12 protein-coding genes are annotated in these 11,087 nt (G+C 41.6%); 4 read left to right on the plus strand and 8 right to left on the minus strand.

Annotated elements, in window-relative coordinates; genetic code table 11:
- The 8 genes from HMPREF0549_RS02585 to HMPREF0549_RS02620 all read right to left on the minus strand — a co-directional run.
- A partial coding sequence (locus tag HMPREF0549_RS02585; protein WP_003716705.1) for a phage/plasmid primase, P4 family occupies positions 1 to 2,247 on the minus strand: 2,247 nt, incomplete at its 3' end.
- Positions 2,248 to 2,249: 2 nt separating this feature from the next.
- Entirely contained in the window at positions 2,250 to 2,636 is a 387-nt protein-coding gene (locus HMPREF0549_RS02590; RefSeq protein WP_235807379.1) for a DUF7768 domain-containing protein, read from the minus strand.
- Positions 2,637 to 2,720: 84 nt separating this feature from the next.
- On the minus strand, positions 2,721 to 4,655 hold the full coding sequence (locus tag HMPREF0549_RS02595) for a DNA polymerase (RefSeq protein WP_003716707.1): 1,935 nt from the start codon (positions 4,653 to 4,655) through the stop codon (positions 2,721 to 2,723).
- A 55-nt stretch (positions 4,656 to 4,710) separates the two neighbouring features.
- Entirely contained in the window at positions 4,711 to 5,262 is a 552-nt protein-coding gene (locus HMPREF0549_RS02600) for a DUF2815 family protein (protein ID WP_445013408.1), read from the minus strand.
- A 1-nt stretch (position 5,263) separates the two neighbouring features.
- Positions 5,264 to 6,403 (minus strand): DUF2800 domain-containing protein, encoded by a 1,140-nt coding sequence (locus HMPREF0549_RS02605; RefSeq protein WP_003716709.1) that lies wholly within the window; start codon positions 6,401 to 6,403, stop codon positions 5,264 to 5,266.
- Positions 6,400 to 6,717 carry a hypothetical protein gene (locus HMPREF0549_RS02610; RefSeq protein ID WP_003716710.1) on the minus strand — a complete coding sequence of 106 codons (318 nt, stop codon included), beginning with the start codon at positions 6,715 to 6,717 and terminating at the stop codon, positions 6,400 to 6,402. Before HMPREF0549_RS02610 ends, HMPREF0549_RS02605 begins: the two co-directional genes overlap by 4 nt.
- Complete coding sequence (locus tag HMPREF0549_RS02615) at positions 6,701 to 6,904, minus strand: hypothetical protein (protein WP_003716711.1); 204 nt, start codon at positions 6,902 to 6,904, stop codon at positions 6,701 to 6,703. Before HMPREF0549_RS02615 ends, HMPREF0549_RS02610 begins: the two co-directional genes overlap by 17 nt.
- An 82-nt stretch (positions 6,905 to 6,986) precedes the next feature.
- Positions 6,987 to 7,445 carry a sigma-70 RNA polymerase sigma factor region 4 domain-containing protein gene (locus HMPREF0549_RS02620; protein ID WP_003716712.1) on the minus strand — a complete coding sequence of 153 codons (459 nt, stop codon included), beginning with the start codon at positions 7,443 to 7,445 and terminating at the stop codon, positions 6,987 to 6,989.
- A 421-nt stretch (positions 7,446 to 7,866) separates the two neighbouring features.
- Between HMPREF0549_RS02620 and HMPREF0549_RS02625 the strand changes: the two genes are divergently transcribed.
- The 4 genes from HMPREF0549_RS02625 to HMPREF0549_RS09445 form a co-directional block, all read left to right on the plus strand.
- Positions 7,867 to 8,751, plus strand: a complete 885-nt coding sequence (locus HMPREF0549_RS02625; protein WP_040530828.1) for a hypothetical protein — start codon at positions 7,867 to 7,869, stop codon at positions 8,749 to 8,751.
- A 140-nt stretch (positions 8,752 to 8,891) separates the two neighbouring features.
- A complete protein-coding gene (locus tag HMPREF0549_RS02630; RefSeq protein WP_003716714.1) occupies positions 8,892 to 9,098 on the plus strand; it encodes a helix-turn-helix domain-containing protein in 207 nt (68 codons plus the stop codon).
- A 2-nt stretch (positions 9,099 to 9,100) separates the two neighbouring features.
- The gene (locus tag HMPREF0549_RS02635; protein ID WP_040530831.1) at positions 9,101 to 10,633 is read left to right on the plus strand and encodes a class I SAM-dependent DNA methyltransferase; all 1,533 of its coding nucleotides are present in this window, start codon (positions 9,101 to 9,103) and stop codon (positions 10,631 to 10,633) included.
- Positions 10,623 to 11,087 (plus strand): restriction endonuclease subunit S (locus HMPREF0549_RS09445; protein ID WP_003716716.1); only part of this gene is annotated, 465 nt, incomplete at its 3' end. The genes HMPREF0549_RS02635 and HMPREF0549_RS09445, both read left to right, overlap by 11 nt.

An 11,087-nucleotide genomic window follows, 5' to 3' on the forward strand; every position in this document is an offset into this window, starting at 1 on the left:
AAATTCATCAGCATCAACTTTTAATCGCAATCCCTTGATGAAACGACCGCTTTGTTTATGTTGACGTTGAAAGCCAGCATTTTTGAGGGCCATGTAAAAGTCAGTTGTGCTGCGGGTATATTCACCGATGCCTTGGCAGTATTCGCGATACTTTTGGTAGAGATCGCCCGACTTTTGTTCATAACTGGGGTCAAGTTCACAATTCTCATTAAGAAAATGTCCTAGCCAATCATTATCAGCGTGGTAGGCTCGTACCGCTTTGGTTACGGCAGCTGGAGTGGTTAACTGGTAATTTTGCTGAATGGTTCGCTGTGCGCCTTCAATGATCCACTGCAAGACTGCCGGCCCAGCTTTTTCGGTTAGGTACTGGGCGTAATTCTTAATATCATTGCGTTTAGCAATTTTGGCATTAAAAGGAATCACAATTAACCGTCGCCAGATTCCTTCATCATTACCACCTACGTGGGGCAGGTAATTGGTGTATACCACGATGGTGTGGCTGGGCGTAAAGGAGAAAGGTTTCATGTATTTCTTTTCGGCATAGATTTCATCAGTTGAACAGAGTTGCTTGACGATGGAAGTGTTCAGTCGCTTACCTTCTTCTAGTTCAGCGGAGATGATTAGCCGCTTGCCTTTGACTTCGGCCATCTCTGGTTTGACGTTTCGCCGGACACCAGTGGTCAAGGCATCAGCTGAGAGGTGACCGGTATAAGTGCCGAGTACATTAGCGATGGTGTTCCAGAAGGTTGACTTACCATTCCTCCCGCTGCCGTAAGCAATAATCAGAGCTTCCAGGTACACCTGACCGATCGCCACCAGTCCCACAATTTCTTGGACGTAATTAATCAACGCTTGGTCACCACAGAAGAAAGTAGTGAGTGCTTCTTGCCAGAGTGAAGCTCCTTGATTACCAGGAACACAGGATGTGGATTTGGTGATTAATTCATCAGCTTGAATTTCCTGTTGACCGTGCATCCCTTTCTTTAAATTGAAAGGTCCGTTGGGTGTGTTCAACAAAAACGGATCAGCATCAAAATCATTAATCTCTTTGACGAGCTTTGGTCGAGAATTAGTTAAGATCCCGTTAATACCACGGGTGCTGCGTTCCTTGAGAATGAAGGCTTCGTAAGCTTTAGCATTTTCGTAATTCTTGAACGCTGCCTGTTGTTCATCGTTAAAAGTCCGACTAGCTTTAGTTTTACCCATAGTTTGAAGCGCCTTGGCGACCCCATTGTTCTGGATTGCTTGGTAACTTTGAGTGACTCGAAGTTGGGCATCGGCTAATTGTTTATCGGTAAAACGTTGGACTTCGCCGAGAGCTAAAGGTTCCGATTCTTGCCAGACCTTATCGTCGAACCACATAAAACCTGATTGATTGGTGTAGCAGACCCGCTCTTTACAGTTGTTTACAAAGACATAAGATTCCCCAGTGTCCGAGTAGTCAGCCGGCTGTAAGTCATCATTGGGCTGATTGTATTTTTCGGGCGGAATATAATCTTTTTGATTAGCCATGCGTTGACCAAATTTAATAGCACTATTCCAAATAGTTTTTAATTCCTGCTTGCTTAGTGGTGGATCACATTTAGCAGCTTCTTCCTGAAATGCCTGACGAGCTTCAGCAGTATTGCCAAGACGCATAATGATGCGACCGGCAAAATGCGAAAGGGTAGCATTACGTTGGCCTTCATGAATTGATCCGATGTTTTGCTGAGCAAAGTAACGCTGGGCCATCATAAATTTGTCTACGGTTTGTGATCCTTCATGCCAGATGGCTTTAGTACTAGGCACACCAAAGACAAAACGGGCCGCATCAAGCGCATTGTCATCAAAGTAGGGAAAGTATTCTTGAATTTCGTGCTTTAGTTCAGTATAGGTTTTAGCATCCGTAATCTCAGTAATCGGAAAGTAGACATGAAACTTAGGTCGGGGTGCTTTATGGTGCTTGGCTTTCATGTTGTTGCGTGACAAGGTAATGGCGTAGGAAACATCATCGAAATAGTTAGCAATGTTTGCAGGCTTGATCCAAGTAGTCGGATCATCAGAATGATCATTATCACAATCCATAATTAGGCAGTCGGCTTTAATGAAGTTGGCAATGGTGCGTTGGTTATTTTTAAATTGACCACAGACATGGTCATAGTGGACAGCCTGTTCTAATTCCTGTGCGTTAGTGATAGTTTGTTGATGAGGATAGATCGTGTTGCTAGCCTGACCGGAATTAACTGCCGTCGATAAAGTAAAATGCATCTTTAATTAGCCTCCATTTCGTTATTAAAGTAGCGGACATTTTTATTTTTACGTTTGGCTAAGCGGATAAAGTAGCGCATATCATGTGTTGGCTTACCAAATGACCAGGCTTCGGCGCATTTAGTTAGTAGCACAATGTTAATAAAGGCGGCTACTTGAAATTCTCGCGAATGGTGCAGGTTAATAAATTGAGGTAGGTAAAGCTGTGGACAAACGGGGATGCCACCATGTTGATAGACAAAACGGCAGTTGGAGCGCACTGTCCTGATACTTTCGGCATCGCTCTTTACTACTTCTGTAAACGGCGCAATGACAAAGATCATTGGTCGGTAGTGTGGATTCGGTTTGTCTTGGCGCAGCTTGGTAATTGCTATGGTTGCTTCTGACATAAATTCAGATCCTTTCATTAAAGTAGAGAACTAGAAAAGCCCTCACCAATAAGCCAGATGAGGGCAGAAAGTAAACTATTAAAATTAATCTTTTTTGTAAAAGTCGCTAACAAAACCAGCAGCGTTGAGGATTAAACCATTGGCCCAGTCTGGAACTTCGGTCATGAGCTGAACCATGGTGTCAAGTGACCGATTGGAAGGGGCGTCAATTACGGCTTCATCGTGAATATGCATTACCACCGTATTCTCAGTAGCTTCTAACCGCCGCATTGCTTCAGCTAGCAGGTCACGACTAGTTGCTTGGACAATGTTTTCTACCAGCTTGGCCCCATAGGTTTCAATTCGATCCCATTTTTTCACGGTGTTGTTCCCCATGAAGGTAATCGATTCAGAACCAAACCGGTTAATGCCAATTTTAGGTTGGGGGTAGCAAAGATAACGTCCCGACCGTAAACGAAGAAACATACAACCACTGCGATAAATAAATTTCATTCCGTGGGTAGTTTGCGGGAGGTGCGTTTTAATACATTCTTTAGCTGCTTTATCAACGTCCCACCAAAACTGCACAATGTGAGGACTAGCATTACGCCACATTTGAACCAGTGGTGGTAATTCATCATCGGTTAGGCCAAGATTAGTGGCACCCATGGCTTTGAGCGCACCAATGGAACCGCCATAGCCCAGGGCGAGTTCGGCAATTTTACCCTTTTGACGGAGTTCACCATTGATGCCATGTTTGACGACCGGGACACCAAACATCTGACTCGCGGATGCACAATAGATATCTTCATTCTTGGCAAAGGATTCTTGTCGCCATTTTTCATTAGATAGCCAAGCAATCACCCGTGCTTCAACCGCTGAGAAGTCAGCCACGTAGAAATGATGATTTTTGCTAGGGATAAAAGCAGTGCGAATCAATTGTGATAAGACGTCTGGCACTGAATCATAAAGCATTGCAAGTGCTGGTACGTTGCCTTGCTTAACTAATTCGCGAGCTTCTTCGAGGTCTGGCATTGAATTACGGGGAAGATTTTGTACTTGTACAAGGCGACCAGCCCACCGACCCGTCCGGTTAGCACCATAAAATTGTAAAAGACCATGGACACGACCATCTTGGCACATAGCTTTCTGCATAGCCTGATACTTTTTGATACTTGATTTAGATAACAACTGGCGGAGAGCTAATACTTGATGGACCGTGCCGGTAGTGGTTTGTAATAGCTGTGCCACTGATGCTTTGGATAGTGAATTAGTTTTAATATCTTGCTGCTGGAGCCAATCTTTTAGCTGTAATGGAGAGTTAGGATTTGCTAGACCTGTTAATTCTTTAGCAGTTTGTAAGTACTGGTCATGGAAAACGTTTTGACATTTGATCGCATTGTTAACCAGTTGTTGGTCAATCCGGATACCGCGATCATTAATGTCTTGATCCATCCAGTAGTTTTCCCATTCATTCTGTGGGACGGGGAAGCATTCGAGCTTCTGGGTGATTTCCATTTCAACCTCGACGTCACGCTGATTGTATTGCTTAAACTGTTGCCATTTATCAGGAGCATGGTAGGGGAAGTTACGAGTGCGATTTTGATTGGCCTTCGTAGGTTTGCAAGGTGTACAGAAGTAGCGCACAAGCTCTTTACCAGCAGTGATCTTTTGCCGTGGTAACCCTAACACGCTTCCAACATCTCGTAGTGATAATGGCAAGCCGAGAGTGGCAGACCAGACGCGAGAACAATGCCAACCAGCTGGTTTTAAGCGGTGGCTTACGAAACGTGACAGACAGACCCGTTCAAATTGAGCGTTAAAGGCACTTTTAATAATAGTAGGATCATCTAACGCCTTAATAACCTGAGGAGGAATTGATTCACCCTGAGTGAGGTCTATAACCTTTACTGGACCGAAGTCGATAGCGTAGCCAAAAAGCAGGAGTTCAAAGTCTTTACTATCTGCATAACGATAGACGCCAGTCTGATTTAGGTTGGTGCTGGAATAAGTTTCAATATCAATTGAAATTTGCTTCATCAGGAATCCTTTCTACAAAAAATGGGTAGTCAAAGTCGACTGCCCATCTTTTGGTTTAAGCTAAGAAATCATCGTCATTGCTATCATCAATCGCTGTGAAGTCATCGCTGGCACTAGCATGTCCACCTAGTGGTTCTCCATCACGGATCTTTTGGATGTTACCCAGGCCACAGGCAATTCCACGGTTACCGTTGGTGTTAAAAGCATAGAAGTTAATCGATACTCGGGCATAGCAGCCACTGTAAACTTCATCACGATCGAGGATGGGCTGAACATGCTTGTCTACAATCTGGGGAGCCGTAATCGAATTAGCGTTGATGAAATAACTATCTTGGTAGGCGGCATCATCACGTTCAACGTCACCATCACGAAGTGGAAGCTTCAGAGTGGCCTTGTTAGGCTTCTTGCCACCAAACTTTCCAATGCCTTCTTGAATGGCAGCATCGATGGCCTTCTCAATTGCGGAGACTGTCTTCTGATCTGACTTGGGGATAATCAGACTGACTGAGTATTTTTCTTTACCGCCATTAATAGACTTGGGTTCCCAGATGTTGGCGTAAGAAAGACGAGTGTTAATACCAGTAACGACTTTAGTTTGTTGTGACATATTATTTTTCCTCCTTAAATTCATCCTGTGGGTTTGATTTGCCAATACTCTGACGCCGATCAGAATTTGGCACCAGGGTTGGCTTACCCGCAGGCTTTACAATTTCTTGACTAAACAGTTCAGTGAATTTCTTCTTACCGAGCTGTTTTTCTAATTTTGTAATTGGTAGTAGCTTCCGTTGGTAAATATCATGAATGCCGTTCGCTTCAGCAATCTTGGCAACCGCATTTTCATCTTTGTAGCGCCGGGTGGAACGACCTTCGACAATTTTGAAGCCAGGCCACTGCTTACCATGGTTAATGGCTAAGTTGGCAGCATAGTCTTTAACTTCGTGAGCCCAGCGATTTAAATCATCGATGTGTTTCAATACTTCGATAACTTCCGCATCAGTGAGCAGGTTGGGTGAGCGTAACTGGAAGCGAGTGAGCTTATGATGATAATCGAAGCGGGCACGCAGCACGGCATTGCAGGCAGAGAACTGGCACCAGGGGCCATAACGAACAGTGCCTTTGCCAGCAAAAGCTAATTCGGCTTTTTCTTTCAGTTCGGTATTGGCCCAGTGCATCAATTTTTGGGCATTAATGGTCCAGGTACTGATATTGGCCATGCGAGGTTGAAAGATTGTAGTTTCAACTTCATCGATGTTGTACAGATTGCCAAACATCTCTAATGCTCCAACGGCATAGAGCTTCATCTGAGGGTTGTTCTTGGCTTCCACCCGGACACCCTTGCCATACTTGAAGTCGATAATGTGGAGCAGGTGATCAGAAACGATCACGCAGTCGCCGGTACCGAAGCCTTCCGGAACGTACTTGGAGAAGTCTAGTTTCTGTTCCACATTGATGGTGGCGTCAGAAGCATACTTCTTAGCTTGGTGGTATTGTCCCAGGACATAGCTAGCGTAATCATCGGTTAGGTCTTCCATCTCATCTGATTGGTAATCAGAAGTAGGACGCTTGAACCTATCACCGAGCAATCGATGGATCTTATATTCTCCTAGTGCGTGGGCAGCTGTTCCTTCAGCGGCAGCGTTTGAAGTGGTGTGCGGAAAGTATTGTTCTAATCGCGGTAGTGGCGGAGCACTTAGCCAACGGTTGGCACTGGAAGCTGATAGTAAAGCGTGATATTTTGGTGAACTCATTGTCCCAAGCCCTCCGCACTGTAGTAAAGATCCTTGTAATCCTTAGGGTCTACGTCGGATAATTTTTCAGCACCAAATTTATGAAGCAATGCTTTCACTTGAGCGGTGTAGCCTTCACCACTCTTCTTTGCTAGCATCTTGCGAACCGTTACTTTATCTTCAACTGGATCGCGCTTTGGTTGCTCATTATCACATGGGGCTGCATCCTGATTGCTTGATAGCAATTGACGGATGGACTGAATGGCATCCTTGGCTTGATCAAGCTGGTTCTCAGCTTCCTTAAGTTGTAAATCGAAGTCATTCATTACGCTCATATGAATCCTCCTTTACTTCGTTAATTTGCAGTTGCTGAACATCTTTGCCAGGTGTAATCACCATCAGATGGTGTGGTTGACCGAGTAGTAAACGCAGCAGCCGTTCACGGATTGTGATTTGACGCATACTGACAACACCATCTTGTTGGGGATGCTTGGCTACTGAAATAGAAATTTTGTTAGCCATTTTGACCGTTCCTTTCTTGTTAAGTTTGGTAAGGAATAACTGCCTTACACTTACAGGCCATGGGAAAGAAAAAAGTAAACGATTATTTTTGAAGATTTTTCTTGAGCCGTCGATAGATAGTTTGGAAACGTTTAGTGATCGCCATCTTGGTCACTCCATCGTCCTTAGCAATATCTACTTGTTTCATATCATTCCAGAATTTTTTCATGACTAATTTCTGCTGCTCAGGTTTAAGTTGATTGATGCTGTGGTAGAGTTGGTCCATTTCTTCCTTATTAACTACGGCTTGATATGGATCAGCATCGTTTTGTACTAAGGCGCCGTATGGATCATAGGCTTCAAGTGAAACATGACGACGAGTTTCACGGTGGTTATCGTTGTACTCAATACGATTAAGTTCGATGATTTCTTTACCTTCAGCTTCTGTGACCGTGATTTCCTTGATGCCAGTCGGTTGATGTAACTTGATGCGCATGCTGCCATCTTTAGCATCTGAGATCTCCATGTTGAGTTGTTTCCGGTCGTCGTAGTATTTCTTCATAAAAAATTCCTCCTCTTGGATCTCCCAAGCGAAGGAATCGAAGGCATATTAAAAACCACTAAAAAGACAGCATAAAACAGACCTAAACGATAAGATCGCTTGGGTACTGCAGCCGTCCTTCCGATGGTTGGTTACAGAACAATAAGTATTAAATTATTGATATGTCGGAACACCGTGATCAAATGGTGCATATCGTATGACGTTTCCGAACATACGTTTGTATTAATGAGAAAACTTGATATAATGAAAGCGTATAGCATGAGCAGCATCACGGTGATTAGGATAGTAAAGATTGGTGGTGTGTTCAGGTCGGTGATGGTTAATACCGATTGATAAAAATATTCTTTGGTTAGTTATGGTTAACCGACCAACTGACCAAAAGTAGTAGGTGGTAGATGTGGCAAACGAGGAATTCTCGAAAATGGCTAAGATATTGCAGCCATATTTAGGTCATGGAGGTTCACAAGCGGAATGTGTCGACAAAATGATGGAATTGATGACTAATGTTAAGTACCATCATTTGATTGGATATAATGAAAATACTTTTAAGAGTTACTTCACAGGACGGTCATCAATTAATCGTTTAGCACGGCGAGTGGGTGGTCATTTAAGTACAGAGCGAATAGCTAAATATATTGATGGACTGGACTATCAGGCGCGCTCGCGGATTGCTAAAAGCTTAATGCAGGTTGGTATCAGTACTCATCCGTCCAAAGCAGGGGATGCATATGCAAGAAAGCTTGAAAAGATCATTAATGATGCAGCCCAAGGGAAAAGTAGTGTAAAGAAAAAACCACTGTTGCAAAAACAACAGCGGCTAGTAAATAAGGTTTCAGAACGTGTTTTAAGTAATGAGTATGTGTCTTATCAAAATTATGAATTACTAGTTATTGATAATAAAGATTTTAGCCATGATGGCTCTTTATTAATACAACACGATGATTCACGAGTATTTGGTGAAAATACAGATCAGCGTTTAGCAGGAATTATCTGGGACAAGCATGGCTTTCTGTCAGCAAAAGTTAAGCATTATCCAGTTATTTTTGGTAATGAATTTAATGGTGATAGTCAGCAAAAATATTATTATGGTGTAATTGACGAAGTGAATGAGGGAACATGTGGAATTTATTTACACTATCGAATCTTCGGTAGCTTACTGAGAGAAGAGTTGTATAAGCGACGTACCCGTATTCAGATTGAACCAATTGAGTTTTATCGACGACACTGGGCAATGAAGCATGTTAATATTTTGAAAGTAATTAAGCAGACACAAATTACCAAGAAAAATAATAAAGAAACAAGTTAGGCTTTAAAAAGACCCGCCATCTAAAAAATAGGTAGCGGGTCTTCTTTTTGTTTGCAATTACAAATATTTTGTTTTTAATCAGCAAAGAAATATAGTAAAATTAAAATTGTTAACGCTTAACTAAAGATGAGGACGGATATATGCATTTTAGTTACAACAAATTATGGAAATTATTAATTGACCGGGGCTGGAAAAAGCAAGACCTGCGTAAAAAGAGTGGGGTTAGCTCTGCTTCAATTGCTAAGTTGGGGAAAGATGGTAATGTGACGACTGAGGTTTTGCTGAAAATCTGCAAAGCATTGGATTGTGATATTAGTGACATTATGGAAATAGTAAAGGAGTCGTGAAAATGGCAACCAAGTCTAAGGAATTAAGTATTGAGGACAAATTATGGAAAACAGCTGATGCGTTGCGTGGCAGCATGGACGCTTCAGAATATCGTAATGTTGTACTGGGGTTAATTTTCCTTAAGTATGTATCAGATTCATTTGAAACCAGGCATAATGAATTGTTGAAATCAGATTATCCTGAAGATGCTGAAGATCCTGATATGTATCTTTCGGAAAATATTTTTTGGGTACCAAAAGAAGCACGTTGGGAATTAATTCAACAATCAGCGAAAACACCTCAAATTGGTGAAATCATTGACAGTGCAATGGATGCAATTGAAAAAAGCAATGATTCATTGCGTGGAGTTTTAAGTAAGAACTATGCATCTCCAGATCTTGATAAAACTCGTCTAGGTGAAGTGGTTGATTTAATTTCAGATATCAGTCTAGGCGATAAACATGCCAAGCAATCTGATATTTTGGGGCGTGTATATGAGTACTTCCTCAATGAATTTGCTTCTCAGGAAGGGAAAAAGGGTGGTGAATTTTACACGCCACGGTCTATCGTTCGTACACTGGTAGAAATGATTGAACCTTATAAGGGACGTATTTATGATCCATGTTGCGGATCTGGTGGGATGTTTGTTCAATCTGACAAGTTCGTCCAAGAGCACCAAGGTAAAATCGGAGATTTATCAGTTTATGGTGAAGAGTCTAACCCAACCACTTGGAAATTAGCAAAGATGAATCTTGCCATTCGTGGTATTGATAATAATCTTGGACCACATCAAGGCGATACTTTTACCAATGACTTACATAAAGGTGAAAGATTTGATTTTATCTTAGCTAATCCACCATTTAATGTTAAAAACTGGAATGGTGATAAGTTAAGGGAAGATGCACGTTGGAAATATGGTGTTCCACCGGTCGGCAATGCTAACTATGCTTGGATTGAGCACATTATTAGTAAGTTGGCCCCTGATGGGAAGGCAGGTTTTGTTTTAGCTAATGGTGCTTTGTCCACTTCCACTAAAGAAGAATATACAATTAGAAAAGCACTACTTGAGGATGACAAGATCGATGCGATTGTGGCGATGCCTTCACAAATGTTCTATTCAACCGGTATTCCGGTTTCGCTTTGGTTTATTGATATGAACAAAGAATCACCAGATGAGCGTAATCGTAAGGGAGAAACGCTATTTATTGATGCACGTGATCTTGGTGAAATGATAGACCGTACACACCGTGCTTTCTCAAAAGATGATATTAAGAAGGTTGCTGATACTTATCACGCTTACCGGGGAACCAATAAGCAAGAATATAAGGACGTTGCTGGCTTTTGTAAAATTGCTAAGTTGGATGAAATTGCCAAAAATGATTATGTCCTAACTCCCGGTCGGTATGTTGGTTTAGCCAAGCAAGCGGATGATGGTGAACCATATGAGGTTAAGATGAAACGACTTACTGGAGAACTGAAGAAACAATTTGAGGAAAGTAATAAACTTCAAGCAGAAATCAAAGATGTATTGAAGGGGCTTGGATATGAAATATAAACAATTAAGGTTAGGAGATCTTGCAGAATTTACAACTGGAAAGTTAAATGCAAATAAAGCAGTTGAAGACGGTAAATATCCATTCTTTACGACTTCTCCTGAAACATTGAGAATAAACAATTTTGCTTTTGATCAGGATGCAATTCTTTTAGGCGGAAATAACGCAAATGGTGTATTTCAGCTAAAGAGATATACTGGAAAATTTAATGCTTATCAAAGGACATATGTTATTTCTGTAGTAAAAGAAAATATCATTAATAATGATTATTTGTATTATGCTTTAATGCCAAAACTCGTTGAGTTACAAAATAAATCTTTAGGAACGGCTACTAAATTTATTACTAAGAGAATTTTAGAAAATTTACTAATAAAAGTTCCAAATAATTATAACGAGATGGAGAGAAGGGCAACTTATTTAAGAACAATTGATAATAAAATTCAACTAAATAAGCAA

Origin of the sequence: Limosilactobacillus vaginalis DSM 5837 = ATCC 49540 (assembly GCF_000159435.1) — a bacterium.
In the GTDB taxonomy this organism is placed as follows: Bacteria; Bacillota; Bacilli; order Lactobacillales; family Lactobacillaceae; genus Limosilactobacillus; species Limosilactobacillus vaginalis.

Bases quoted from the DNA above. Each gene is read 5' to 3' on its own strand.
- HMPREF0549_RS02590 (WP_235807379.1), bottom strand. From the start codon at position 2,636: ATGTCAGAAGCAACCATAGCAATTACCAAGCTGCGCCAAGACAAACCG.
- HMPREF0549_RS02595 (WP_003716707.1), bottom strand. From the start codon at position 4,655: ATGAAGCAAATTTCAATTGATATTGAAACTTATTCCAGCACCAACCTA.
- HMPREF0549_RS02600 (WP_445013408.1), bottom strand. From the start codon at position 5,262: ATGTCACAACAAACTAAAGTCGTTACTGGTATTAACACTCGTCTTTCT.
- HMPREF0549_RS02605 (WP_003716709.1), bottom strand. From the start codon at position 6,403: ATGAGTTCACCAAAATATCACGCTTTACTATCAGCTTCCAGTGCCAAC.
- HMPREF0549_RS02610 (WP_003716710.1), bottom strand. From the start codon at position 6,717: ATGAGCGTAATGAATGACTTCGATTTACAACTTAAGGAAGCTGAGAAC.
- HMPREF0549_RS02615 (WP_003716711.1), bottom strand. From the start codon at position 6,904: ATGGCTAACAAAATTTCTATTTCAGTAGCCAAGCATCCCCAACAAGAT.
- HMPREF0549_RS02620 (WP_003716712.1), bottom strand. From the start codon at position 7,445: ATGAAGAAATACTACGACGACCGGAAACAACTCAACATGGAGATCTCA.
- HMPREF0549_RS02625 (WP_040530828.1), top strand. From the start codon at position 7,867: ATGGCTAAGATATTGCAGCCATATTTAGGTCATGGAGGTTCACAAGCG.
- HMPREF0549_RS02630 (WP_003716714.1), top strand. From the start codon at position 8,892: ATGCATTTTAGTTACAACAAATTATGGAAATTATTAATTGACCGGGGC.
- HMPREF0549_RS02635 (WP_040530831.1), top strand. From the start codon at position 9,101: ATGGCAACCAAGTCTAAGGAATTAAGTATTGAGGACAAATTATGGAAA.